Annotated in this window: 21 protein-coding genes; all 21 read left to right on the forward strand. The window is 45.9% G+C overall.

The genetic code is table 11. The features are described from left to right. Positions 1–13 precede the first annotated feature (13 nt). The 21 genes from mshL to tldD all read left to right on the forward strand — a co-directional run bounded on the left by mshL (position 14) and on the right by tldD (position 26,049). The gene (gene mshL / locus KIT90_RS17655; RefSeq protein ID WP_285377838.1) at positions 14–1,648 is read left to right on the forward strand and encodes a pilus (MSHA type) biogenesis protein MshL; all 1,635 of its coding nucleotides are present in this window, start codon (positions 14–16) and stop codon (positions 1,646–1,648) included. Positions 1,649–1,691: 43 nt separating this feature from the next. After that, entirely contained in the window at positions 1,692–2,537 is an 846-nt protein-coding gene (locus KIT90_RS17660; protein WP_285377840.1) for an ExeA family protein, read from the forward strand. Then, positions 2,522–3,619 (forward strand): lipopolysaccharide assembly protein LapB, encoded by a 1,098-nt coding sequence (locus KIT90_RS17665; protein WP_285377842.1) that lies wholly within the window; start codon positions 2,522–2,524, stop codon positions 3,617–3,619. The genes KIT90_RS17660 and KIT90_RS17665 overlap by 16 nt, the downstream gene beginning before the upstream one ends. Further along, positions 3,616–5,340 carry a GspE/PulE family protein gene (locus tag KIT90_RS17670; protein ID WP_285377844.1) on the forward strand — a complete coding sequence of 575 codons (1,725 nt, stop codon included), beginning with the start codon at positions 3,616–3,618 and terminating at the stop codon, positions 5,338–5,340. The genes KIT90_RS17665 and KIT90_RS17670 overlap by 4 nt, the downstream gene beginning before the upstream one ends. A gap of 8 nt (positions 5,341–5,348) precedes the next feature. Further along, the gene (locus KIT90_RS17675) at positions 5,349–6,572 is read left to right on the forward strand and encodes a type II secretion system F family protein (protein WP_285377846.1); all 1,224 of its coding nucleotides are present in this window, start codon (positions 5,349–5,351) and stop codon (positions 6,570–6,572) included. A 4-nt stretch (positions 6,573–6,576) separates the two neighbouring features. Further along, on the forward strand, positions 6,577–7,038 hold the full coding sequence (locus KIT90_RS17680) for an MSHA biogenesis protein MshF (protein WP_285377848.1): 462 nt from the start codon (positions 6,577–6,579) through the stop codon (positions 7,036–7,038). A gap of 289 nt (positions 7,039–7,327) precedes the next feature. Beyond that, on the forward strand, positions 7,328–7,828 hold the full coding sequence (locus tag KIT90_RS17685) for a type II secretion system protein (RefSeq protein WP_039986124.1): 501 nt from the start codon (positions 7,328–7,330) through the stop codon (positions 7,826–7,828). Between the two features lie 67 nt (positions 7,829–7,895). Next, positions 7,896–8,126: a type II secretion system protein gene (locus KIT90_RS17690; protein WP_005432800.1), complete on the forward strand. Its 231-nt coding sequence runs from the start codon at positions 7,896–7,898 to the stop codon at positions 8,124–8,126. A 118-nt stretch (positions 8,127–8,244) separates the two neighbouring features. Continuing rightward, complete coding sequence (locus KIT90_RS17695; RefSeq protein ID WP_171371653.1) at positions 8,245–8,730, forward strand: type II secretion system protein; 486 nt, start codon at positions 8,245–8,247, stop codon at positions 8,728–8,730. Then, positions 8,727–9,296, forward strand: a complete 570-nt coding sequence (locus KIT90_RS17700; protein WP_285377852.1) for a type II secretion system protein — start codon at positions 8,727–8,729, stop codon at positions 9,294–9,296. The genes KIT90_RS17695 and KIT90_RS17700 overlap by 4 nt, the downstream gene beginning before the upstream one ends. Continuing rightward, the gene (locus tag KIT90_RS17705) at positions 9,296–10,009 is read left to right on the forward strand and encodes a PilW family protein (RefSeq protein WP_285377854.1); all 714 of its coding nucleotides are present in this window, start codon (positions 9,296–9,298) and stop codon (positions 10,007–10,009) included. The genes KIT90_RS17700 and KIT90_RS17705 overlap by 1 nt, the downstream gene beginning before the upstream one ends. Beyond that, the gene (locus KIT90_RS17710) at positions 9,999–10,433 is read left to right on the forward strand and encodes an MSHA biogenesis protein MshP (RefSeq protein WP_285377855.1); all 435 of its coding nucleotides are present in this window, start codon (positions 9,999–10,001) and stop codon (positions 10,431–10,433) included. The genes KIT90_RS17705 and KIT90_RS17710 overlap by 11 nt, the downstream gene beginning before the upstream one ends. A gap of 2 nt (positions 10,434–10,435) precedes the next feature. Beyond that, the gene (locus KIT90_RS17715; RefSeq protein WP_285377856.1) at positions 10,436–15,067 is read left to right on the forward strand and encodes a DUF6701 domain-containing protein; all 4,632 of its coding nucleotides are present in this window, start codon (positions 10,436–10,438) and stop codon (positions 15,065–15,067) included. Between the two features lie 152 nt (positions 15,068–15,219). Continuing rightward, a complete protein-coding gene (locus KIT90_RS17720) occupies positions 15,220–16,263 on the forward strand; it encodes a rod shape-determining protein (RefSeq protein WP_005381144.1) in 1,044 nt (347 codons plus the stop codon). A 147-nt stretch (positions 16,264–16,410) separates the two neighbouring features. Continuing rightward, a complete protein-coding gene (gene mreC, locus KIT90_RS17725) occupies positions 16,411–17,301 on the forward strand; it encodes a rod shape-determining protein MreC (protein WP_009707647.1) in 891 nt (296 codons plus the stop codon). Continuing rightward, entirely contained in the window at positions 17,291–17,779 is a 489-nt protein-coding gene (gene mreD / locus KIT90_RS17730; RefSeq protein ID WP_020195896.1) for a rod shape-determining protein MreD, read from the forward strand. Before mreC ends, mreD begins: the two co-directional genes overlap by 11 nt. Positions 17,780–17,783: 4 nt before the next feature. After that, positions 17,784–18,353 (forward strand): Maf family protein, encoded by a 570-nt coding sequence (locus KIT90_RS17735; protein WP_285377859.1) that lies wholly within the window; start codon positions 17,784–17,786, stop codon positions 18,351–18,353. 18 nt (positions 18,354–18,371) lie between these two features. Further along, positions 18,372–19,841 (forward strand): ribonuclease G, encoded by a 1,470-nt coding sequence (gene rng / locus KIT90_RS17740; protein ID WP_005438152.1) that lies wholly within the window; start codon positions 18,372–18,374, stop codon positions 19,839–19,841. A gap of 11 nt (positions 19,842–19,852) precedes the next feature. After that, complete coding sequence (locus KIT90_RS17745) at positions 19,853–23,731, forward strand: YhdP family protein (RefSeq protein ID WP_285377861.1); 3,879 nt, start codon at positions 19,853–19,855, stop codon at positions 23,729–23,731. Between the two features lie 39 nt (positions 23,732–23,770). Further along, the gene (locus KIT90_RS17750; protein WP_285377862.1) at positions 23,771–24,592 is read left to right on the forward strand and encodes a carbon-nitrogen hydrolase family protein; all 822 of its coding nucleotides are present in this window, start codon (positions 23,771–23,773) and stop codon (positions 24,590–24,592) included. Positions 24,593–24,603: 11 nt separating this feature from the next. Then, positions 24,604–26,049, forward strand: a complete 1,446-nt coding sequence (gene tldD / locus KIT90_RS17755; protein ID WP_005438159.1) for a metalloprotease TldD — start codon at positions 24,604–24,606, stop codon at positions 26,047–26,049. Positions 26,050–26,052 lie beyond the last annotated feature (3 nt).

The following is a 26,052-nucleotide window of genomic DNA, read 5'->3' on the forward strand; positions in this document are numbered from 1 at the left end:
AGCCTGATCAGATATGCGCAAATTAGTTGTAGGAATTGTGATTGCTTCCTTAATGGGTTGTTCTATGGGTCACCGCGATCCAGTAGAAGTGAAGCAAGCACTGAATGAATCTATCAATGAAGCAAACAGTCGTGCCCTAGAAGACATTCCTTCTTCAGTGGAAGCCGATCTAATGCCAAACCTAGACGCCAACATGTCGTCTCAACAAGGAACATTGAAGCGTTTTAGAATCCAAGCCAACGCGGTTGAGGCGCGTAGCTTTTTTGCTTCTTTGGTTAAAGGCACCGAATACAGCGTGGCGATCCACCCTGCGGTACAAGGGAATATTACCGTAAACCTTTCTGATGTGACGCTGGATGAAGTGCTGAATGTTGTGCAAAACATGTACGGCTATGACGTCGTGAAGTCGGGTAAGGTAATTCAAATCTACCCAGCTGGTATGCGTACCGTTACGATTCCTGTGGATTACCTTCAGTTCAAACGTTCTGGTCGCTCGCTAACAAGCATCGTAACCGGCTCTGTAACCTCAGCAGGTACATCAAACTCAGGCGGCAGCTCTGACGATTCTGATTCTTCAGATTCAAATAACAACAATGGTGATAGCTCAACAACCTCAACGGGCGGCACTCGCATTGAAACCATTACTGAAAGCGATTTCTGGCCAATGCTACAGCAAGCGGTGGCTAACCTAATTGGCTCAGGTAAAGGTCAAAGCGTTGTTGTGACCCCACAAGCTGGCGTGATCACTGTACGTGCTTTCCCTGATGAAATTCGCGAAGTTCGTGAGTTCCTTGGTGTATCGCAAAAGCGTATGCAGCGCCAAGTGATTTTAGAAGCGAAAATCTTGGAAGTGACGTTGAGCGATGGCTATCAACAGGGTATCAATTGGTCAAACATGTCAGCCTCAATTGGTAACTCTGGCAGCGTTGTCGTGGATAGAAACCCAGTAACTCTGCCTTTGGATGCGATTGGTTCATTGCTAGGTGGACAGACGAATGTAACGTTTTCTGATGGTAACTTTGAAGCAGTGATGAACTTCATGGCTACGCAAGGTGATTTGAACGTACTATCAAGCCCGCGCATTACCGCAGCAAATAACCAAAAGTCAGTGATCAAAGTGGGTACTGATGAGTACTTTGTCACTGAGCTTTCGAGCAATGCAGGTAATGGTGAGAACTCAAATGCCGTTCCTGAAGTTGAGTTGACGCCTTTCTTCTCTGGTATTTCTTTAGACGTTACTCCGCAAATCGACGACAAAGGCAATGTGCTCCTGCACGTTCACCCTGCTGTCATTGAAGTAGAAGAAGAGATTAAAAACCTAAACTTGGGCGGTGATTTCCAAAACATTCAGTTACCTCTAGCTAAAAGCTCAATTCGTGAGTCTGACTCTGTAATTCGCGCAAAAGACGGTGACGTAGTGGTGATTGGCGGCTTGATGAAGCAACAAAACCTAGAGCAGGTTTCGAAGGTTCCTTTCTTAGGTGATGTGCCTGCGCTTGGTAACTTATTCCGTAACATCAATAACGTAACGCAAAAAACTGAACTGGTTATTCTGCTTAAACCAACCGTTGTTGGTGTGAACACATGGCAGAAAGAGCTAGAGCGTTCACGTGACTTGTTGCAAGAGTGGTTCCCTGACGCTGAGTAATCGGCGTTAGAACTGTCGTTAAACGTGGTTTTGTGATTCGACTATGTACTTGTCGCATTTTGGATTTCGAGTTCAACCTTTCTCACTAACCCCAAATACAGAAATGTTTCTGGGGTTAGTGTCTCACTACGAGGCCATTCAAACCATTATGGCTGCAGTCAAAATGGGGGAAGGAGTGATTAAAGTGACCGGAGAGGTTGGCACGGGCAAAACCATGGTTTGTCGTAAGTTGATCGAGCAAATCGAATCTGAAGTTGAACTCGTTTACTTACCTAACCCTGTTCTAAATGGCGAGCAGTTACAGTTTGCGGTCGCTCGTGAGTTGGGTATTGAAGATAGCGATCCGCTTAAGGTGGTTTCGCTGATCCAAGAGCGTTTAATTCAAATTCATGCGGTAGGTAAAAAGACAGTACTGATTGTTGATGAAGCACAGGCATTGTCATCAGAAGCTCTGGAAACGCTGCGTTTATTCGGCAATTTGGAAACGGAACAAGACAAGCTGATTCAACTGGTCTTGTTTGGTCAGCCTGAATTGGATGAGCGACTTGGCACTCATGAATTAAGACAGTTCCGTCAGCGAATTACGTTTAGTTGCCAGCTTCGTCCTCTCTCGATTGAAGAGGGCGTCGCCTACATCAACAACCGTTTAGACAAAGCAGGAAATGGTGCGCATATCTTCTCGATTGAGCAGAAAAAAGCCATTTGGCGTTCGGCGATGGGTATCCCGAGATTGATCAACCAAATCAGCCATAAAGCCTTGCTGACGGCGTTTAATGACCGTTGCACCTTATTAAAAAATCAACACGTTTACGTTGCAATGCATGACACCTTCGATGCGCGTAAACCTAAGTTTAAAACTCCCAAATTTTGGGGATGGAGCCAGCCTTGAGTGCCATCAATAAAGCATTATCAGAACTTGCTGAAAAAGAATCGCCTTCTGCACTAACGAAAGCAGAGATTCCAAGTATCACACGAAGCAAACCGTGGCTGTGGCTAGTGGGTGGCTTCTCATTGAGCCTTGCTGTTGGAGGCTGGGCGGTCTCTCAAGGTCCGGCACCGATGGAAGACATCACATCTCCATCGAACATTTCAATGAATACCGTCAGCGTTGAGACCTCGCCAATCATGGCAGTGAACCACTCACCGACCAGTAAAGTGACGCCTCAGTTAGATAATGTGGTGTACACGCAAAGAATTGAGAAACCAAAGGTAACGGTTGAGCTGCCTGTGACGAAATCCACTCCGCAAGCAGACCAATTCACTGCTAACGCAGAAGTGAGCCAATCAGTAGAACAACCGATGTTGTTGGCGAGTGTGAATCAAAATGTGAATACCTCGTCGAATGTGTCACAAGATAGCTCAATGCGCATTGAGCAAGTTGAACTGACGCACCAGCAGTTAGCAGAAAAAGCATTAGCACGTGCAGATAAAGCCATGGATGCAAATGATATGAAGACGGCTTTGTCTGCATTCGATGAAGCACTTCGCTATCAGCCAACGAATTTAGAGGCTCGTCAGAAGTTAGCGGCGCTGTATTTTGGAAAAGGGGATACGCGCAAAGCTTATGAGATCTTACAGTCGGGCATCGCTCTAGACACCAATAATCAAAGCTTGCGCCTTGCGCTATCAAAACTGTTGATGAAAGCGGATCAAGCTGAAGCAGCATTAAGCCCACTTGTGCATCTACCGCCAGCACCAAGTCGCGAATATTTAGCCATGCGTGCCGCGTTGGCTCAAAAGCAAAAGCAAAATGAAATTGCACTGGAAAGCTATCAATTATTGACTCAGCGTGAGCCTGAGAATGCGCGCTGGTGGCTTGGTTTGGCCATTCAACAAGAGCGAGCATTAGCTTTCACTCCGGCGATCGCTTCTTATAAGCAAGCGCTGGGCAAAGTCGGTATTTCAAATCAATCTCAGGCATTTATTCGTGATCGCTTGAATATCTTAAAACAACTGGAGAGTGCCCAATGAAAATTCAGTTGAGAAAACGCTTAGGCGATCTGTTAATTGAAGAAGGTATTGTTTCTGAAGACCAAGTTCAGCAGGCGCTGAATGCTCAGCACAGTACTGGTCAAAAGCTGGGTGATGCGCTGATTGATCTTGGTTTTATCAGTGAAAAGCAGATGCTTGAGTTCTTGTCCCAGCAGTTGAGCTTGCCCTTAATTGATTTGAGTCGTGCTCCTGTTGATGCCGATGCGGTGCAAATTCTCCCAGAAGTACACGCGCGTCGTTTACGTGCCATGGTTGTGGCCCGTAATGGTGACACATTACGTGTTGCGATGAGTGATCCGGCGGACTTGTTTATTCAAGAGTCGCTGATGAACCTTCTTGGTCAATACGACTTAGAGTTCATCATCGCACCAGAACGCCAGTTAGTAGATAGTTTTGACCGTTATTACCGTAGAACCAAAGAGATCGCTTCGTTTGCAGAACAGCTTCAAGCAGAGCACCAAGACGTTGAAGGCTTCGACTACGGAATTGATGAAGGTGATAGCGAAGAAGTTACCGTTGTTAAGCTGGTTAACTCCATGTTTGAAGATGCGGTGCAAGTCGGTGCGTCGGATATTCATATCGAGCCCGATGATAAAGTGTTGCGTTTGCGTCAACGTGTCGATGGTGTACTTCATGAGACGCTTCTAAACGAGGTGAACATTGCCTCTGCGCTAGTATTGCGTTTGAAGCTGATGGCGCATCTCGATATCTCTGAAAAGCGCTTACCTCAAGATGGTCGTTTTAACATCAAAGTTCGTGGCCAATCGATCGATATTCGTATGTCGACTCTGCCAACGCAATACGGTGAATCAGTAGTAATGCGCTTGCTAAACCAATCTTCTGGTTTGCGTAAGCTTGAAGATTCCGGTTTACCACCTGAGCTACTTGCTCGTCTTCGCCGTCAGCTTTCTCGCCCACACGGAATGATCTTAGTTACTGGTCCAACAGGCTCTGGTAAAACCACCACGCTTTACGGCGCGTTAAGTGAATTAAACGAGCCGGGTAAAAAGATCATCACCGCAGAAGACCCTGTAGAATACCGCTTACCGCGTATTACTCAGGTGCAGATAAACAGCAAGATTGATCTAACGTTTTCTCGCGTGCTACGTACCTTCCTACGCCAAGACCCAGACATCATCCTTATTGGTGAGATGCGTGACCAAGAAACGGTTGAGATTGGCCTTCGTGCTGCACTGACTGGCCACTTAGTATTGAGTACCTTGCACACCAACGATGCGGTAGACAGTGCGCTGCGAATGATTGATATGGGCGCTCCTGGTTATTTGGTGGCGAGTGCTGTTCGTGCGGTTGTGGCTCAGCGTCTTGTTCGTCGTGTCTGTCCAGATTGTAAAACCACCGATGTGCTCGATGAGTCCCGTCAGCAGTGGCTTGCTGGTCGCTTCCCTAATCAAGTAGGACAAACCTTCCACAAAGGCGCGGGTTGCCAAAACTGTAACCTAACGGGTTATCGCGGCCGAGTGGGTGTGTTTGAGATGCTTGAGCTAGAAAATGAAATGATGGACAAGTTACGCGCGAATGATGCCGTGGGCTTTGCTCAAGCAGCGCGCCGCTCAGAAAACTACAAGCCGCTATTGGCTTCTGCAATGGAACTTGCGTTGCAAGGTACTGTGAGTTTGGACGAAGTTATGACCCTTGGCGAGGGTGATGCTTCTGGTAAAACCGACCCAATTTTCATGTAGGTAAGTAAATGCCAACTTTTCGTTATCAAGGCCGCACGCTAGACGGCTCATCAACCAGTGGCAAAGTCGATGCGGTGAATTCCGAAGCGGCAGCGGAAGCATTGATGAATAAGGGGATCATTCCTCTAAACCTGCGATTAGAAAAAGAAGCGGTTAAAAGCAAAGTCAGCTTATCCAAGTTACTCGTGCCTGCGATTCCGCTTGAAGTGATTATCCTGTTTTCACGTCAGCTATTTAGTTTGACCAAAGCGGGCGTGCCATTGTTGCGCTCCATGCGTGGTTTGCTGCAAAACTGTGAGAACAAACAGCTCAAAGAAGCCTTAGAAGACGTGGTAGCTGAGTTGAGTAACGGTCGCGGCCTTTCTTCCGCGATGCAACCGCATACCAAAGTGTTTAGCCCGTTGTTCGTTTCGATGATTAACGTGGGTGAAAACACGGGTCGTCTAGACCAAGCCTTGCTACAGCTAGCAAACTACTACGAACAAGAACTGGAAACGCGTAAGCGTATCAAAGCGGCAATGCGCTATCCAACGTTTGTGATCGTGTTTATCACCATCGCGATGTTTATTTTGAACATTCTGGTTATCCCTGAGTTTGCTTCCATGTTTACACGCTTTGGTGTTGAGTTACCGCTGCCTACCAGAATTCTGATCGCGACGTCGAACTTCTTTGTGAATTACTGGGGTTTACTGATCGCCGCGATCATTGGTGCGTTTATTATTTTCAGATCTTGGGTTGCAACCGCAGATGGTCGAGAGAAGTTCGACAAACTGCGTTTAAGGCTGCCTATTGTGGGTGACATTGTTAACCGAGCACAGCTATCACGATTCTCACGAACATTTTCATTGATGTTGAAGTCGGGTGTGCCGCTCAACCAATCATTAGCTTTAGCTGGTGAAGCGCTCGGCAACAAGTTCTTGGAGAACCGAATTCTAGAAATGAAAGCGGCCATTGAAGCAGGTAGTACCATTTCAGTCACGGCACTCAACAGTAAGATTTTTACGCCTCTGGTTATTCAGATGATTGCGGTTGGTGAAGAAACGGGTCGTATCGATGAACTGCTATTGGAAGTGTCGGACTTCTATGACCGTGAAGTCGATTACGATTTGAAAACCCTAACCGCGCGAATAGAACCGTTACTTTTGGTCATTGTTGCAGGCATGGTTATGGTGTTGGCTCTCGGTATCTTCCTGCCAATGTGGGGGATGCTGGACATCATCAAAGGCGGCTAACGGCGTGGTCGAAAATCCAAGTCGAGCGACACTTATTCTCGCGAGTGTCGTCGGTATTATTGTGCTGGCTGCATTTATGCAAAAGTTGAAACCTATAGAGCAAGAAGCGCAAGAAACAGGAGCGAAACTTGCCAAGGTTTGGATGCAAGATAGCGTGCAACGATACCACCAGGCATGGCTCGTTCATGGAGAGCCTAAGTTGCTGTTAATGGACGGTTTTGAGCTTAATATGACGGAAGGGGGCTTAGTGTCACCTTTCAGAACAAGCGGTGCACTCGATTGTGACTATTGGCTGACGGTCCATTACCCGCAACGTAAAATTATGGCGAGCGAGTTGTTAGAAATTCGTGGAGCAATTAAAAGTAATAGTTATACATGTAACTATACTTATGAAAATGGACAGAGAGTTGTTGTTATATCAGACGCTAATTACCTGAAAATAGACGTCGAAATGTCGACGGAGTGAATTTTTTGACACTTAAGTACTATAAATAGGAATGAAAGTCGGTATAATGCAAGCATTACCATAAGCAAAAGGTTGTAATAAAAAGTAAACCAAACATGGGGTAACTTTTTTGCACGGCTTTAACTTAATAATGGCGAATCGTCATTCTGCTCAAGCGGTAGAAAAAGGGCTCAACGGATAAACCTTGGTTTATTGTTGAGATGCCACACCGTTTTGACATTATCCAAAATGGTCGCATGACCGATAAACTTTGCAGTCACTCTGCATGCTTACATAGAGAGAGTAAACAATGAAAAGACAAGGTGGTTTCACCCTTATCGAATTGGTAGTGGTAATTGTAATCCTAGGTATTCTAGCGGTAACTGCAGCACCACGTTTCCTTAACCTACAATCTGACGCACGTGAATCAGCTCTTCAAGGTCTAAAAGGTGCGATCGATGGTGCTTCAGGTATTGTATTTGGTAAAGCGGCTATTGATGGAATCGAAACTAAAGCTCCTGACACAACTGTTAAGGTTGAAGACGTATTAGTAGGCTATGGTTACCCAGCAGCTAAAACCGGTGGTCTAGATAATGCTGTAAATGGCTTAAGTGCTGACTGGGCTCTAGTAAATGAAGGCTCTGATCCTCAGACTTTGGTTGCTACTTTTGTTAGTGGTGATCTTACAGCTGGCTTTGATGCAACAAATAACACTGTTGAGAAGGTAAAAGCTGGTAATTGTTATGTGACTTACACAGAAGCAACTTCTGGTGCAGTTGCAACTACATCTGTTGAAAACAGCGGTTGTTAATATAATTCCTAAGGCCAGCTAGTCTGGCCTTTATCTCTGTATTTTGATTAATCTCGGAATAGTTCATATGCGTAAATCATCGGGTCTTAGTGCAATTGAGTTTGTAGTTGTGCTGATTATCTTGGGTGTGATCGGTTATGTGGTATTACCAAGATTTATCAGCTTCGAGCCAGAAACTTATGAAGCAAAGTGGGAGCAAACCAAGCAGACCGCTGAGCACGTTTCTGAGACGCTAAGCAATAAAGAAACTTACGATCGAATTGAAGAAGAATTGGAGCGCTCAAAAGGAGAGAAATGACCTTTGGCGGTTATTTGTACACTTGCTCACAGTTCGAATTTAAAACTTATAAACCTATCATTATTCTCATAATTTCATCGTATACTTATTTCGCTTGTCCTAAGCCTAAGGTTGGGTTATGAAAATTCGCAGCTCTACATTAGGGTTTACATTAATGGAGCTGATCCTAGTGATCGTCCTCCTTTCCATTCTTTCTCTCTACGCTGCTAGCCGCTTTATGGGCAAAGGTAGTGTCTCCGCGTTTGCGCTTCAAGAGCAGGCTATTTCAGTGATTCGCCAAGTACAGGTGAATCGTATGCAGTCAAATACCTCAACCACCAATGATAATTTTCAGTTACAAGTCTCTTCTAATTGTATTGGTTCAGTGGAGGCATGTTCATTAACTGGTAGTGCGAAAGAGGCTCGAAGTGATTTAGTTGAAGATGACTCTGCAACTTTCAGTTTAACCGGAGCAACAAGCCCGATTAACTTTGATTTACTGGGGAATCCGTTGAGTGTCGCTTCTGGTGGCGTGTCTATTCTTATCCGTGATGTAAACGGTCAAAGCCAATGTCGAGTGCTGATTAACTCTCAAGGCTATGTCTCTGAGGGTTCATGCTCATGAGAAAGCAACTCGGTATGACCTTAGCTGAAATGATCATTGCTATTGTCCTGATGGGCATTGCGATGGTTGCGTTTACCTCCTTTCTTGTACCTCAAATTCGTGACTCTGCGATGCCACACTATCAAACCCGAGCAACTGCGCTTGGGCAAAGTTTTATGTCGCAAATTTTGGCGCGTGGTTTTGATGAGAACAGCGACTTTGATGGCGGTCTATTACGTTGTGGGGAAAGTACGCTCGGAGCGCCAAATTGTTCGAGCAACCTCGGTCCTGACTCTGGTGAGTCTATTCCTGAAAACTTCAACGATGTAGATGATTACATCGGCTGTTGGAGTACACCAACGACAGTAAGTCAATGCCAAGGGACAAACCGTGGCAATATCTCAGATATTTTGGGCACAAGTAGTGAAGACAAGTACCGAAACTTCCGAGTTGAAGTTGGCGTGGCATATGACGATCTGATTGCTACCCCACCGACAGGAATCACTAATTATAAAAAAGTCACGATTACGATTTTTGCTAGTAACGCTCAACCTCTGACACTAACTGCAATAAGAGGTAACTACTGATGAAGGTTCGTGGTTTCACCTTAATAGAGATGATCGTCACCATCGTAATTGGTAGCTTCATCATGCTTGGTATTGCGGGTTACGTGCAGTTAGGCATGAAGGGGTACGCAGACACGATTGACCGCCAACGAATGCAAACGCAAGCGCAGTTTGTGCTAGAGAAAATGTCGCGAGAAATTCGTCACGCAGTCCCAAACAGTTTTCATGTGCCGGCCGGAACTACCAACTGCTTGGAGTTTATGCCGATTGAATATTCCGGTTTTTATACGCTGACGAATAACAACTTAGAGTTTCTGTTAGGCAATGACTCTACATTGAATCCTATTCCAGCAAATCGTTGGATGGTGATTAATCCAAGTCGCTATGAAGATTTGCAATCTGCCTCTCCTCAGAGTTTGGCGGTTGGCAATCTAGCGAAAACTGGTGATGTCTTTGTTGTTAGTGGTGCAGCCAGTACGATTGGTGGTACTTCCATTTCTAGCCGTCATTACATCTATCAAGATAACTCTGAAGTACGTTACTGCTTCGACAATGGTCAAATCACGCGTAATGACATTACGGTTGCGGACAGTGTAGATACTTCTGTTAGCGATATGCATTACCTCGAGCCAACACTTCAACGTGGCGGTATCGTGCATATCAACTTAGAGTTCACTCAAAACGGGGAGCGTAGTGTTTACCAACAAGACGTGCAGGTGCTCAATGTTCCGTAAAAAAGCTCAGCAAGGCAATGTCCTGATCGTCGTATTGTTCGTCATCATCGTAATGGCCTATCTAGCCGCATCTTTAATGAAGGTGAGTTGGTCAAACCAAAGCACGTTAACCAGAGAATTCTTAGGAACGAAAGCTTGGTTTATTGCGCAATCTGCCAATGAGTGGGCACTAACTCAGCTGTATCCATTAGATAAAAATGACCCAGATGTTGAATCCCTATGCTCTGTTGCTGTTAATGGTATAACACCAAATGTTACAGAGGGCACTGGGTGTCAAATCAACGCAATGGCATGTGAAAAAATAGGTACTTTTAATGCGAGTACCTCTGAAGCTGAATCTCTATTTAGGGTGCAAGCCACAGCAATTTGTGGTTCCGGGGTTGCACAAGTACAGCGACAACAAGAGATTTGGGTGAGAGATTGATAATGAATAAAAAAATACTATTTTCAAGCTTGTTTCTATTTGCTGCCTTTACTGTGCAAGCTGAAGCTATCTTCCCACTTCCCGATGGTGTTTGTGTTGAAACGTCAGCACAAACGTGGAAGGGGAGCAGTGAACAAGAAGTTAAGCTTGATAAATCATATGCAATTGTAAACGGTCCAAGCGATCGTATTATTGGTTACACTAAGTTTGATGAGAACCGTAATAAGTCATGTGGCGATGGTGGAAAGTGTAAGGTTTCTAAATCTAATGGGATTGATCGTCGACTACCTACATCACCAAATTTTTCTCTAAGCGGTGTGCACTTTGATCATACATATAATGAGACGCAATTGAGTGGCAGCCAAAGTATGACTTTAAGTAGTGGTACTTATCGCGTTAAGAAACTGCTCAAATTAGATGATAACTCTACATTAAGAATCAATGGTGCGGTAACACTTTACGTAGAAAAAATGGAAGTATTGGCGAATGCCAAAATTGAAGTTTCTTCAGGTCACCCTGATGATTTTATTATTATCTCGCGTGATGGAGAAAATGATTCCGAAGTTATTCTGAAAGGTGATAACGAATTTGCCGCTCATATTTTTGCTCAAGAAGAGGTAGAGCTTTCGGAGCATGTCTCACTAATCGGAACGATTACCGCACCGGAGCTAGAGATTAAAGACCACGCTCAGTTGAAAGCTATGGTTCCTGAAAGCTGTTCACCTATCGATCCTGAGGGACCAATTAACCGTTCTCCACAGTTTGAATTTGGTACCGTAGATGGGGCCACTTGTAGCGGCAGTGGTAATACATATACATGTCGAATCAGTTTCGAGAACGATTACGACGAAGACAAACCAATTCCTTTGGTTTTCGTTATGCCTACCATTGATAAAACACTTTCTTCTAAGAAGCCTAGAGTCACTGAATACCCTTCTAGTGTCTCGGTTATCAGTGTTGATAGAAATACCGCAACGATTGTTCAAGAGTTTCCTCCGCACAATGCTGCAGATCGCAACGTTCAGTTCTTGAATAAAAACGATCCCGGAGTCCGCAAAGAGATGGCTAAAGTGGATTACTTTGTTATCGAACCGGGTGTACTTGAACTGAATAATGGTGCGAAGATTGTCGCAGGTACGATTGATACTAAAGTTGCTGCCTCACAATACAAGAACGATAACAAGCAGATCAACGAACAAAACAACGGTGTAAAAGTCGACTTCAGTGATTTTGGCTTGAGCTCATTTGATGGTAAACCTGGTGTGCTTGTCCAGCCTCAAACGAAACGAAACAATGGCACTAATAACTGGTTTACGGGTATGGCCCGTGACGGGACTAAAACTTCATTTAAGCTAGCTCTGGAGAAGTCTGAGGTATACGGCAAGAACAACCGAGGGCAAGAAACCTTCAACATAATTGATGATGAAGAGACGGTTGCCTTTGTTGCTGGTGAGGGTTTTGGTTACGTTAATGGTAAGCGCTTTTGGTTAGGGCAAGGTGTGACAGAATACACGCTAAATCAACAGGATCCAGTTATTGATCCAATCTACGAAGGTTGTAAGGTTTATACTCCTTTCCCTGATAGCGCTGGCTTCAAAGAGCCACCCATTCTTGTCGCCAACAAAAACTCTCGTCGCGGTAACAATGGTGGTTGGTTGCGTCGATGTGATGTGACAAAAGATTCTGTTGCATTCATTGTTGAAGAAGACATGAAAAAGGACAAAGAACGCGGCCACATGGATGAAGATGTGGGCTGGTTTATGTTTGAAAAAGCCAACCAGAACCCTATGTGTGATGCCTTTAATGCGCCAGTTCAGACATGGCGCAGAGAGCTTGCTAATGATGGGATTGATGGCACGTTAGTTCTATCAAACCAGTCAAAGATCATAGGAACACCCGTGCTTACGGTTGGTGGTGAACGGAAACGTGTCGTTGGCTTCATGCCAGGTTTGGTTTCTGGGCAGAATAAACCAAATGCATGTGATGGATATGAATGTCATGGTGATGAGGGGCTATTAATTGGTAAAGAGGCGTTGGAAAACTTTCCTGTAACCTCAAGCTGGAACAACCGTACTATCGATGCAGATGATAAAGTGACCTTTTACGAAGGTACTAACGTTAAGCACCTCAATGTCGATGGTGAGCTAACGCTAGAGGCCGGAAAATACTGGTTTGATTCAGTTAAAATCAATACTGGAGGTAAGCTTCTTGTAAAAGAAGGGACTGAAGTCATTATAAACACGAAGGCTTTGGCTTTAGCTAACCATTCTTATATGGGGGTGGATGTTGATGCTAAGAATAACCCTGTCTTCAACGGAAACATGCGTGTGAATGTTTATGGTTTGACTCCTGCGGCAGGAAGTACACTTCATGATTGGGTTGATATAGCTAACCACTCTGAAGTTGTCGGCTTGATTTACAGTGAAGACAAAGTTTATCTGAGTAACCATAGCATCATATACGGTGCGGTCACTGCGAAAGATATCGATATGAACAACAATGCTGAAGTACATGCCGCGACATCGTGTTTGCCGCCGTTAGATGATTATGAGCTGACAGTATCACCAAAAGCACAATATGCATTGATGTGTGGTGTTGAAAAGCCTACTTTTACTATCGAAACCAAAAACCAAGGTGAGCTTGAAAGTACATGGGTCAATGTTGAAGTACTTCCCGCGGACAGCGCGAATAACTTTACGGTCTCTGTAGCAAATAATATTGGCTCTGGTACTTACCCTCGTTTTCGATCCAGCATGAATGAAGGGAGTAAAGGTGAACTTGAATTATCTATCGCTGTTAAAAATACTGCGAAAGTCGATCTTGGCCAAACATACTCATTAAAGGTGACGTTAGAGGAGGATGGGAGCCAATCTCAAGTGGCAACATTTAAGTATGTCCCATTCAAATTCCACGTCGATGACCAGAGTGTTATTGCTGGGCAGGTTAAACCTGTTACTGCGCAAGTCTTGGCATGTAGTGGTGGCGAGCAAACTATAGTCAAAAGTTATGTTGGTACACCTGATGTTTCTCTCAAGCTGGAAACACCAAATGGTGGTCGTGACGATGCTAGTTTATTGAGTTATGAGCCTAAGTTTGTAAAGAATGAGAATGGCAGTTCGACGGAAGACTTCAAGTTGATGGAGTCAGGTGAGTATACAGTTGCGCTTACAGATCCGAACTTTGTTTGTGACCCGCAATATGCCGATGATTGCCCAATCGCGCCTGAAGAAGATGAATCTCAACAAGAAACTGTCATGTTAAATGGCTCGTTTAATGTTAAATCTCGCCCTTGGAAAATTGCTATCTGTGACGTTAAGTCTAAAGAGGGCGATGTGAACAACCCTGGTACTCAAGGTACAGGAAATGGCTTTATTCCTTCAGCGACTAGCTTCGATGTTACATACAAACCTGTCGTTCATAGTCAATCTCGAGGCAATGCAACGGAAGTTTGTGATTATCCGCTGACTCAAAATTACTTCTCGAGTGACAATACCAATGCTCCTTTAGAAATTGAGTTTAGTGTTGCTTACCCTGCAGGTGGTGAGCTAGCGAACTTGTCTGAAGAGAATGGTTTCATTGGTTCCTCGACTTTTACTAAGGCTGAAGCCTTATCAGGCAAGGAAGGAGAATATGTTTGGAATGAAGTAGGTTCACTGGACTTAACGACCAATGCTTCTTATCTAGGCATGTCTCTTGATGAAGATAGTAAGGTGATTGGACGCTTCTATCCTAAGTTCTTTAATGTTATCGGTGACGAATGGGATTACCCTGGTTCACAAGACTTTGCGTACATGAATCAGCCATTCGATGGATTAGCATTTGATGTTGAAGCGTTAAATGCGAGTAAGTCTGCGGTTACAAACTACGTTAAGTTTACTACTAAGGCTGCTTTCAATATTAAAGAGTTAGGTAGTTACTCTACTCGTTTACTTTCTCCTAGTTTTGGTGCGGGTGAGTGGAAGAATGCATCAGATAACAGTGTGGGTACTTTCCTGACGGGAAGTAATAATCTATGTACTGGGAGTGTGTGCTGGATTAAAGATTTGGGTGGTAATTATCCGGACGGACCCTTCAATATGGGCGGCGGAAAAGCGTCTCAAATTGGGATCGATTATACCAATAATGCGGATCCTGTTGAGTACCTTAACTCAGAAGATGGCAACGGTTCGCGATTGCTCTCTCAACCGGACATTCGCTTTGGTCGTATTGATCTTGATGACGTAGGCGGTAATCAAGGTACAGTCCTTCGAGTTCCTTTAAGGGCTGAATATTGGACAGGTACTCGTTTTATGTCGAACCCGGATGATGATCAAACTTATGTTCGAGGGATTACGTTTAACCAATCACATATCTGGCCGAGCGACGGTAGTGCTGTTGCTGTCAATCTTGGCAGTGAAGGTCAAGTTGTCGATGGTTTCTCTCGAGCTTTGACGGCAACAGAAATCACCGGCCATCGTCAGCAAACACGTGTTTGGCTCGATCTGGAGTCGTCGAACGCGCTCCCATGGCTCAAATATAACTGGGACAACAGCCAAACTGGTGAAGAAAACCCATCATCAGTCGTCACGTTTGGTATTCACCGTGGCAATGACCGCGTGATTTATCGGGGTGAACCGGGGTTAACCGGACAATAACAAACTTCGGTTTCTTGCGTTAAGTAAGGAAACTGCAAGAAATTGAGGCTTTCTGCTCATGTTTGTGTACCAATGCCTTGCTGTGACAGCGAGGCATTGGTACATTTAGGACAATTTTTGTCTTCTAAATTTTTGCAGGATGAGCGAAGAATATGTTTAAAAAACTTCGTGGCATGTTTTCTAACGACCTATCTATCGATTTAGGTACTGCCAACACTCTAATTTACGTAAAAGGACAGGGCATCGTCCTTGATGAACCTTCTGTAGTTGCTATTCGCCAAGATCGTGTAGGTTCTGCAAAAAGCGTTGCTGCTGTAGGCCATGCGGCAAAACAGATGCTTGGTCGTACACCAGGCAACATCTCAGCAATCCGTCCAATGAAAGACGGCGTTATCGCTGACTTCTACGTAACAGAAAAAATGCTTCAGCACTTCATTAAGCAAGTGCACGACAACAGCATCCTTAAGCCAAGCCCTCGCGTACTAGTTTGTGTTCCTTGTGGTTCTACTCAAGTTGAGCGTCGCGCGATTCGCGAATCTGCACTAGGTGCTGGTGCGCGTGAAGTTTACCTAATTGACGAGCCAATGGCGGCGGCAATCGGTGCTGGCCTTCGTGTATCTGAGCCAACAGGTTCTATGGTGGTCGATATCGGTGGTGGTACAACGGAAGTTGCGGTTATCTCACTAAACGGTGTGGTTTACTCTTCTTCTGTACGTATCGGTGGTGACCGCTTTGATGAAGCCGTTATCAACTACGTACGTCGTAACTACGGCAGCTTGATCGGTGAAGCAACAGCTGAAAAGATCAAACACGAAATCGGTTCTGCATACCCTGGTGATGAAGTTCAAGAGATCGAAGTTCGCGGTCGCAACCTCGCAGAAGGTGTGCCACGTAGCTTTAGCCTGAACTCAAACGAGATCCTAGAGGCACTACAAGAACCGCTATCTGGCATCGTATCTGCAGTGATGGTTGCGCTTGAGCAATGTCCACCAGAGCTAGCGTCTGATATCTCAGAAAACGGTATGGTACTAACGGGTGGTGGTGCACTACTTAAAGACCTAGACCGTCTACTAATGGAAGAAACTGGCATTCCAGTAGTTATCGCTGAAGACCCACTAACGTGTGTGGCTCGTGGCGGCGGTAAAGCTCTAGAAATGATCGACATGCACGGTGGCGATCTATTCTCTGAAGAATAAAATGCAGGGTGAAGTCCACATGGGCTTCACCTTCATTTCCGCTCTCTGTAATTTCAATCTGCTCCATACCTAGAATTCACTTACATTAGATTCTCAGGTTGCCAAGTAAGGCTCAATAATCATGGTAGCAATCAGGTTAAAAACAAGATGAAACCGATTTTTGGCAGAGGTCCATCTCTGCAATTGCGTCTGTTTTTTGCTGTCATCGTGTCGGCGAGCTTGATGCTGGCTGATAACCGTCTAGATACGTTTTCCAACGTCCGATACCTATTGAACAGTATGGTTGCGCCAATTCAATACGCAGCTAATTTGCCTCGTAGCATGTTCGATGGAATGTTCGAGAGTTTAAACACTCGTCAGGCACTGATTGAAGGCAATCGCAGTTTGAAGCGAGAAGTGCTTCGCCTGAAGAGCGAGCTGATCTTGCTCGACCAATATAAAGAAGAAAACCAACGCCTGCGTAAACTGCTCGGCTCTTCATTCGTCCGTGACGAAAAGAAAGTGGTCACAGAAGTGATGGCCGTAGATACCTCGCCGTATCGTCACCAAGTAGTGATTGATAAAGGTCGTATTGATGGTGTTTACGTTGGTCAGCCTGTTATTAACGAGAAAGGCATCGTGGGTCAGGTAACGTTTGTTGCAGCGCACAACGCACGCGTATTGTTGCTAACAGACGCGAAAAACGCGATTCCTGTTCAAGTGATTCGTAACGATATTCGTGTGATCGCCTCCGGTAACGGTGAAGTGGATGAAATCCAACTGGAACACATCCCAACCAGTACTGACATTCAAGTAGGCGATTTGCTGGTGACATCGGGTCTCGGTGGTATTTACCCTGAAGGCTACCCAGTCGCTACCGTCACGAATGTCGATCACGATACTCGTCAAGAGTTTGCATCGATCAAAGCGGAGCCTGTGGTTGAGTTTGATCGTCTGCGCTACTTGCTGTTGATTTGGCCGAATGAAGACCGTCAACACAAAGTACTGCAATCCAATGTCGAAGAAGGTTCAGAGCAAGAGGTAACCGATGGCCAATAGTGTATTTAGAAGCCGAATGGTCATCGGCGTCAGCTTCTTTGTCGCGCTAGTCTTACAAACTATTCCATGGCCGGGCGTGCTCGATTTGCTGCGTCCGTCATGGCTATTTCTAGTGGCCTGTTACTGGGTGTTGGCATTGCCTCACCGTGTTAACGTCGGTACCGCTTTGATCTTAGGTTTGTTGTGGGACATATTGATTGGCTCGACGCTCGGGATCCGAGGGATGATGATGTCGATCATTATCTACTTGGTGGCCTTGAATTTCTTGGTGATCCGTAACATGGCGCTTTGGCAACAATCTATCTTGATTGCCTTTTTTACCGTGCTACTGGAACTTCTCATATTCTGTGGGGAATATTTGAACCAAGACGTAGTATTTAATCCATTATCTCTGTGGACTGCGGCAATAAACTGTATACTTTGGCCATGGATGTTTTTACTTATGCGACGCGTCCGTCGCGCATGGCACGTAAGGTAGCGTTGTGAAAAAGGGCTTATCCCTCGTTCTCGCATCGGGTTCTCCGAGAAGAAAAGAGTTGCTTGCTCAATTAGGTTATGACTTTGATGTTGTGCTTCCTGATATAGAGGAAGCCAAACAAGACCACGAGCAAGCAAAAGACTATGTTTTGCGTCTCTCTCTGGAAAAAGCTCAAGCAGGCTTAGCGATGGCTAAGCCTGATTCCGTTGTATTGGGCTCAGATACCGTGGTGGTATGCGATAACCACGTATTAGAGAAACCTAAAAATTTCGAAGATTCAAAACGCATGCTCAGCAATTTATCGGGTCGTCAGCATCAAGTGATGACCGCGGTGAGCGTCGTATCAAAAGAACAACAACACTCAGTGGTCGTTATCACTGACGTGTGGTTCAAAATACTGACTGAAGAAGAAATAGAACGATACTGGCAGTCAGGCGAACCATGCGATAAAGCTGGAAGTTATGGTATTCAAGGACTCGGTGGGCGTTTCGTCACCCGAATCGAAGGCAGTTATCACGCCGTAGTAGGCTTACCTTTGTTCGAAACCGATCAGCTAATTCAAGAATTTTTATAATTGTTTTGAGGTGTGCACATGAGTGCAGAATTGCTGCTAAACGTGACCCCGAGTGAAACTCGTGTGGCCATGATTGAAGGTGGAGTACTACAAGAAGTTCATATAGAACGTGAATCGCGCCGTGGCATTGTTGGCAATATCTACAAAGGCAAAGTGAGCCGAGTATTGCCAGGCATGCAAGCGGCGTTTGTTGATATTGGTCTTGATAAAGCGGCGTTCTTACACGCGTCAGATATTGTTCCACACACCGAATGTGTGGCAGAAAACGAAAAGCAACAATTCCAAGTACGTGATATTTCTGAATTGGTTCGCCAAGGACAGGATATCGTTGTACAGGTTGTGAAAGATCCTCTGGGCACTAAAGGCGCACGTCTGACAACCGATATCACCTTGCCATCGCGTTATCTTGTCTTTATGCCGGGTGCTAGCCACGTCGGTGTCTCTCAGCGTATCGAAAGCGAAACAGAGCGCGAGCGTTTAAAGAAAGTTGTCAATCACTACTGTGATGAGCATGGCGGCTTCATCATTCGCACCGCTGCAGAAGGTGCAGACGAAAAAGAGCTTTCTCAAGATGCGGCATTTTTGAAGCGTTTATGGCTGAAAGTCATGGAGCGTCGCTCGAAATACAAAACGCGTTCTACCTTGTACGGTGAGCTAGGTTTAGCGCAGCGTATTCTACGTGATTTTGTTGGCACTGAGCTTGACAAAATCATGGTCGACTCTCGCCTTGAATACGAGAATCTGAAAGAGTTTACCTCTGAATATGTGCCTGAGCTGACTGAGAAGCTTGAACTGTACGAAGGCGATAAGCCAATCTTCGATATGTACGACACAGAGAACGAAATTCAACGTTCTCTGGAACGCAAAGTCGAGCTTAAGTCCGGCGGCTACCTGATCATCGATCAAACGGAAGCCATGACTACGGTCGACATTAATACCGGCGCGTTTGTTGGTCGTCGCAATCTAGAAGAAACCATCTTCAATACCAACGTTGAAGCGACACAAGCAATCGCACGTCAACTTCGTCTGCGTAATCTTGGTGGCATCATCATTATCGACTTTATCGATATGGCATCGGATGAACACCGTAAGCGCGTTCTAAGCTCTCTTGAAGCAGCACTGTCAAAAGACCGAGTGAAAACCAACATTAATGGCTTTACTCAACTAGGCTTAGTGGAGATGACTCGTAAGCGCACGCGCGAAAGTATTGAACATATCCTGTGTTCAAGCTGTCCTACTTGTGAAGGTCGCGGCAGCGTGAAGACTGTCGAAACTGTGTGTTACGAGATCTTGCGTGAAATTACCCGTGTTAACCGTGCTTACGATGCAGACAACTTTGTTGTGTACGCGTCACCGTACGTTGCGGAGACACTACTGGGTGATGAATCTCACGCACTAGCTGAACTCGAAGTATTTATTGGTAAGCAAGTTCGTATTCAAGCTGAACCCCTGTACATTCAGGAGCAGTTTGACGTCGTCATGATGTAATTGGAAAATTTGTGAATTCTGGTTTTAACCGTTTCGGGCGTTTCTGCGCGTGGACTTTAGTTACTCTGTTGGTGCTTCTGGCCATCTTAGTAACCACACTGCGCGTAGCATTGCCACAACTTAACCACTTCCAAGATGAGATCAAAACCTGGGTCAAGCAAGGCACAGGTTTTGACTTTTCTATTACCAGCGTTGCTGGTTCTTGGCGTAACAGCCATCCATCTATCGCCCTGCAAGGTTTAGAAGCGAATCTGCCTAATAACCAAGACGCTCGCTTTGCAGTGGATGAAATCCATATTGAATTCGATTTGATTCAATCTCTTCTGAGTTTTAAACCGGTTGTCGCTGATTTAACGATTGATGATTTAGCGTTAGACATCCGCACTGTCGACCTCTTGTCGAAATCTGAAGGCAAAGAGCCGCAAGCGAATGTCAGCAAAAATGAAACCAAGCTGATAGACCAATTAGACTCCTTGTTGCTGCGTCAGTTTGAAGACTTCACCATCACAGATTCTCGCATTTGGTATAAATCCGTTTCAGGCGAAACACGCCGTTTGGACATCGAGCAATTACGTTGGAGTAACCAAGGTAAGCACCATTTAGCAGAGGGCACGGTAAGCATTGCGGACGCCAGTCTCAACTCATTGTTAGTACGTGCTAACTTCAAAGATTACGGTTCGCTGCGTGATGTGTCTGGTGAGTTTTACGTCAGTGCGAAAGACGTCTCAGTAACGCCTTGGCTAACCACTTACATGCAAGATGAGTCTGGCGTTGAGTCAGGTAAAGTCAGCTTAAACACTTGGCTGACGCTTGAACGCAGCCAACCAAGTTATGCCTATGTTGACTTACAACCTTCCGAGCTCGTGTGGGACGAAAATGGCCGTCATGATCTGCTATTAGAGTCTGGCATTTTTAAACTGTCTCCTGATAAAGAAGGCTGGAAAGTAAATGGCCACTCACTGCAAATCCGCACCGATGACAGACCATGGCCAGAATTGGATATTGCCTTTGATTGGCAACCGGATGGTTGGTTACTCAACCTTTCCCAATTAGATATTGAAGCGTTAACACCACTGGTTAAGTTGGCGCCAAAGTCTGAGTCCACCACCGATTTACTCAACAAGCTGGCACCAAAAGGACGAGTGGAAGACATTCGTCTATCGATGAATGGCGGCTTAGATACCTTGCGCTATTCTGCTGAGTTAGATGAACTGGGTTTAACACAATGGGAACTGCTTCCTGGCTTTAGTCATGTGCAAGGTAAAGTATCGGGTAACCTAGAACAGGCAAAAGCGAAAGTTACCGTTATTGATGATGTCTTCCCTTACGGAGATGTATTCCAAGCGCCACTGAACATTAAGCAAGGTGAAGTCGACATCATTTGGCAGCAAGATGAAGATGGCTGGCGTTTGTGGTCCGATAAAGTGACGGCGGCGACACCTGACTTACAAGTGCTGGGCGCATTCCGCCTCGATTTCCCGAAAGAGCAAAGCCCATTCCTTTCGTTTTATGCTGAAGCTGACCTCTACAACGCAGGTGAAACATGGCGCTACCTTCCGACTTTAGCGCTTGGGCAAGATCTCACGGACTACCTATCTACCGCGATTCAAGGTGGTAAGGTCAATACCGCAAAACTGCTTTGGTATGGCGAGTTGGCTGACTTCCCATATAAAGAGCATAACGGCATGTTCCAAGCATGGGTTGGATTGAAGAACGCGAAGTTCAGCTTCGATACTGCTTGGCCGACCATCACAGATTTACAGCTCGATTTGTTGTTTGAAAATGACGCCATGTACCTAGATTCGAAGTCTGCCACGTTAAATGGTGTGAAAGCGAAGCGAATCACAGGGCGTATCCCGGAGCTTGCAGAAGGTGGTCATATTGAAATCGAAGCCAAGGCTAGTGCTCCGGGTAATGAAGTTCGTGACTACATGATGGCAACGCCATTAGTTGACTCTGTTGGCGCAGCCTTGACCGCGCTGCAAGTCAGTGGTCCGGTATATTCTGAGTTCCAACTCAATATCCCATTTGATTCAGACCGAGATGCGAGAGCTTGGGGGTATGCCGATCTTAAGAACAACCGCGTAGATATCGATGCGCCGCCGATGACGTTAGAAAATGCAACTGGGCGTATTAAATTCGATAACGATGTAGTGACCACATCTGGCTTGTCAGCGGAACTGTTGAAGCAACCAATCTCACTGGATTTCCGAGGTGAGAACGCTGAACAAGGCTATAACGTAACCATTAATACCCTTGGTGATTGGGAAGTGGACCCACTTAAACCTTACCTTGGCGAGCGTTGGTTAAGTTTGGTTTCTGGTCATGCGCCGTGGCAAATGGACATCGACTTACAACTTAATGATGTCGGCTTTACCTACCAAGTTGATGTGCTAGCTCAACTTAGTCAGCTCGCGAGCGAATACCCATATCCATTGGCGAAAAAACGTGGTGAGAAAGGGCGAGCGAAACTGCAAGCTTCTGGCAACCAAGAGAGCATTTCGGCACGATTACAAATCCCTAATGCGAAGTACCAGACGGAAATCGATATCTCTGGCGATGTACCTCAGCTAACCGCGACTAATCTGGTTATTGGCAATGGTGGCTTCAAGATCAGCCCAGTTGTGGGGCACGACGCTTCGATTCGTTTAGATGATTTGAGCCTCGATAAGTGGGCGGACTTAATGCACGTTCCACAAAGTACGACGCAATCAGTATTGTCGAGTATGAAAACGCCGACGATTCCGTTGCCAACGCGCGTCAGTATGGATGTGCAAAACCTAGAGCTCGGTGGTATTGAGTTCCACGATGTTGACTTAAATGCGCGTAAGAAGAACCTAAGTTGGCAACTTGAAGTCGATAGCCAAGAGGTGAAAGGTAAAGCCAATTACCTCAAACCGTATGATCTGTCTGTTTCATTGGATCACCTGCACTTGTACATTCCGGGTTTCGATGAGATGACCAAGGAGCGTAGTTCTCTGTTTGCTAGCGAAGATCAAACTGCGCCACTTATCTCAAACTTTGACCGCAAGTTCCATGCAGAGATGCCAAACTTAACCTTGAGCATCGATGACTTTTGGCTGCAAGGTTACAAGGTCGGTAAGGTGAACGTGGATGTTGAACGTGGCAACAACCGACTTGAATGGAAGAATGTGAACTTTAGTAGTGGCCAGAACCGCGTTGATATGAGTGGTTGGTGGGAGCTGACGAAAGAACGCAGTCATTCAAATCTGACCATGAAAGTAAAAGGTGAAAACAACAGTGATTTAATGGAGCGATTTGGTATCACTTCAGGTATCCAGCAAGCACCGTTTGAAATCAATGCCAACCTTGATTGGGATGGCGCCCCTTGGTCAATGAAAACGCAAAGCTTGCAAGGTGATGTCTCTACCGAGTTTGGTAAAGGCGTGATCACCGAAGTGAGTGGCGCGGCGCGATTACTGGGTTTGTTTAGTCTTGATTCTATCATCCGTAAGATGCAGCTCGACTTTACTGATGTGTTCGACAAAGGGATGGCATTCAACTCAATCACGGGTACAGGCAAAATCCAAGATGGCGTGTTTATCACCAACGATATTGTGATGGATGCGTTAGCGGGTGAGATGAAAATCCGTGGCATTGCCAATATGAACACACGTTTGGTGGATGCAGAAGTGAACTTCACTCCGGATATTACTTCGGGGTTGCCTATGTTGACGGCCTTTGCGGTAGCGCCTCAAACGGCGTTGTACGTACTGGCGATTTCGACCGTTATCTCTCCAGTGGTGGAAGTCTTCACGCAAGTAAACTACGAAGTGAAAGGCCCGCTAGATTCACCTACCGTAAAAGAGATTTCACGAAGCAAAGGTGAATACAAGTTGCCAGAAAAACTGCGTGAGCAAGCAAAGTAATTACGCGGTCAGCCTTCTGACGAACAAGGAATTGAATACATGGAACGTGTTGGCATCATCCAAATGACATCGGGTCCAGAGATCGAGGAGAATCTGGACTTCATTGCCAAGCAATGTGCATTGGCTGCTGAGCAAGGTGTGAAGCTGGTTGTGACACCAGAAAATGCCACACAATTTGCTAACCGAGAGGCGTATCACCAGAACGCAGAAACTTTGGGTGATGGTTCGACTCAACAGCGCTTATCTGAGATCGCACAGCACAACCAACTGACTTTAATCGTGGGCAGCATGCCGATTCGTACTGAACAAGGTGTGACTACCACGACATTGGTTTTCTCACCGCAAGGCGAGTGTATTGCTCACTACGATAAGCTGCATATGTTTGATGTGGATGTCGCTGACGGGCACGGCAGTTATCGCGAGTCGGATACTTTTACCGCTGGCAATCACATCGTGACGGCAGAGACCAATATTGGTACGGTAGGCTTAAGTATTTGCTACGACGTACGCTTTCCTGAATTGTTTAAAGCGCTACGCTTAGCGGGAGCGCAAGTTATTGTGGTGCCCGCTGCGTTTACCGCGGTGACGGGGCAAGCGCATTGGGAAGTATTACTTCGAGCGCGTGCGATTGAAACCCAATGCTGGATTCTTGCCTGCGGGCAAACGGGGACGCATCCGTGTGGTCGCCAAACTTGGGGACACTCCATGGTGATTGACCCTTGGGGGGGCGTTCACCAACAATTGAATGACCAAGTAGGATTGCTGGTGGCAGAGATAGATTTGTCACACAACCAGCAAGTAAGGCAGAATATGCCGCTGACTCAACACAGTCGCTTTCAAAATGAATTGAAACGGAAATAAAAGAGCTAACTATGAGCATAAACCAAATAGAACAGGCACTCCTTGCCCCAAACGGTCTGACAGAGCAAGACATCGCTGACACACTAGCGAGCATTGCGACGCGCCAGATCGATTATGCGGACATTTACTTTCAGTCCAGCTGGCACGAGTCTCTGGTTCTAGAAGACAGCATCATTAAAGATGGCTCTTTCAATATTGACTGTGGTGTCGGTGTACGAGCAGTCACAGGCGAAAAAACCGGTTTTGCCTATTCAGACCAAATTCAACTGGACGGTTTGAAGCAAAGTGCGATTGCAGCGCGTGGTATTGCGCAGCAAGGCCAAAACGGCAAAGTGCACGCATTCAAACGTTCTGATAACCAAGCTTACTACGATGCGGTAAACCCACTAGCAAGCTGGGAAAAGCAACAAAAAACCGAACTGTTGTTGTCTCTAGATGCGTACATTCGTACCAAAGAGCCAATGATCAAAGAAGTGTCGATCAGCATCAGTGGTGTCCATGAGCAAATGTTGGTTGCTGCAACTGACGGCACTTACGCTGGTGACATTCGCCCGCTTGTTCGTCTTTCAATCAGTGTTCTTGCTGAAAAAGGTGATCGTCGTGAACGCGGCAGCGCTGGTGGTGGTGGCCGTTTTGGTTACGACTTCTTCCTGTCTGAAACGAACGGCGTGAAACAAGCATTCCAATTTGCTGATGAAGCGATTCGCATGGCGCTAGTGAATCTAGAAGCAGAAGCAGCACCTGCAGGCATGATGCCTGTGGTACTTGGTTCTGGCTGGCCGGGCGTATTGCTACACGAAGCAGTAGGTCACGGTTTAGAAGGTGACTTCAACCGCAAAGAGTCGTCAGTGTTCTCTGGCAAGATGGGTGAGCAAGTGACGTCTCCACTTTGTACTATCGTGGATGATGGCACGCTAAAAGACCTACGCGGTTCATTGAACGTCGATGATGAAGGTGTAAACGGTCAGTACAACACGCTTATCGAAAATGGTGTGCTTAAGGGCTACATGCAAGACAAGCTAAACGCACGCCTAATGGGCGTAAACCCAACAGGTAACGGTCGTCGTGAGTCTTACGCGCATTTGCCAATGCCACGTATGACTAACACTTACATGCTACCGGGTGAGCACACACCAGAAGAGATCATCTCTACGGTGAAGAAAGGTCTGTACGCACCAAACTTCGGTGGCGGTCAGGTGGACATCACTTCTGGTAAGTTCGTATTCTCAGCATCAGAAGCGTACTTGATTGAAGATGGCAAAATCACTCGTCCAGTGAAAGGTGCAACGCTGATTGGCTCTGGCATTGAAGCGATGCAGCAAGTTTCTATGGTGGGTAACGACCTAAGCATCGACAGAGGTGTTGGCGTGTGTGGCAAGGCGGGTCAAAGCGTACCGGTTGGCGTTGGTCAACCAACATTGAAGCTCGATTCCATCACCGTTGGTGGTACTGAATAAACT

This window comes from Vibrio sp. B172a, assembly GCF_030248355.1.
GTDB lineage: Bacteria > Pseudomonadota > Gammaproteobacteria > Enterobacterales > Vibrionaceae > Vibrio > Vibrio owensii.

Coding starts and splice junctions, on each gene's coding strand:
- KIT90_RS17695 (WP_171371653.1), top strand. CDS start 8,245: ATGAAAATTCGCAGCTCTACATTAGGGTTTACATTAATGGAGCTGATC.
- KIT90_RS17670 (WP_285377844.1), top strand. CDS start 3,616: ATGAAAATTCAGTTGAGAAAACGCTTAGGCGATCTGTTAATTGAAGAA.
- tldD (WP_005438159.1), top strand. CDS start 24,604: ATGAGCATAAACCAAATAGAACAGGCACTCCTTGCCCCAAACGGTCTG.
- rng (WP_005438152.1), top strand. CDS start 18,372: ATGAGTGCAGAATTGCTGCTAAACGTGACCCCGAGTGAAACTCGTGTG.
- KIT90_RS17660 (WP_285377840.1), top strand. CDS start 1,692: ATGTACTTGTCGCATTTTGGATTTCGAGTTCAACCTTTCTCACTAACC.
- mreC (WP_009707647.1), top strand. CDS start 16,411: ATGAAACCGATTTTTGGCAGAGGTCCATCTCTGCAATTGCGTCTGTTT.
- KIT90_RS17750 (WP_285377862.1), top strand. CDS start 23,771: ATGGAACGTGTTGGCATCATCCAAATGACATCGGGTCCAGAGATCGAG.
- KIT90_RS17715 (WP_285377856.1), top strand. CDS start 10,436: ATGAATAAAAAAATACTATTTTCAAGCTTGTTTCTATTTGCTGCCTTT.
- KIT90_RS17720 (WP_005381144.1), top strand. CDS start 15,220: ATGTTTAAAAAACTTCGTGGCATGTTTTCTAACGACCTATCTATCGAT.
- KIT90_RS17675 (WP_285377846.1), top strand. CDS start 5,349: ATGCCAACTTTTCGTTATCAAGGCCGCACGCTAGACGGCTCATCAACC.
- KIT90_RS17710 (WP_285377855.1), top strand. CDS start 9,999: ATGTTCCGTAAAAAAGCTCAGCAAGGCAATGTCCTGATCGTCGTATTG.
- mshL (WP_285377838.1), top strand. CDS start 14: ATGCGCAAATTAGTTGTAGGAATTGTGATTGCTTCCTTAATGGGTTGT.
- KIT90_RS17705 (WP_285377854.1), top strand. CDS start 9,296: ATGAAGGTTCGTGGTTTCACCTTAATAGAGATGATCGTCACCATCGTA.
- KIT90_RS17665 (WP_285377842.1), top strand. CDS start 2,522: ATGGAGCCAGCCTTGAGTGCCATCAATAAAGCATTATCAGAACTTGCT.
- KIT90_RS17690 (WP_005432800.1), top strand. CDS start 7,896: ATGCGTAAATCATCGGGTCTTAGTGCAATTGAGTTTGTAGTTGTGCTG.
- KIT90_RS17700 (WP_285377852.1), top strand. CDS start 8,727: ATGAGAAAGCAACTCGGTATGACCTTAGCTGAAATGATCATTGCTATT.
- KIT90_RS17685 (WP_039986124.1), top strand. CDS start 7,328: ATGAAAAGACAAGGTGGTTTCACCCTTATCGAATTGGTAGTGGTAATT.
- mreD (WP_020195896.1), top strand. CDS start 17,291: ATGGCCAATAGTGTATTTAGAAGCCGAATGGTCATCGGCGTCAGCTTC.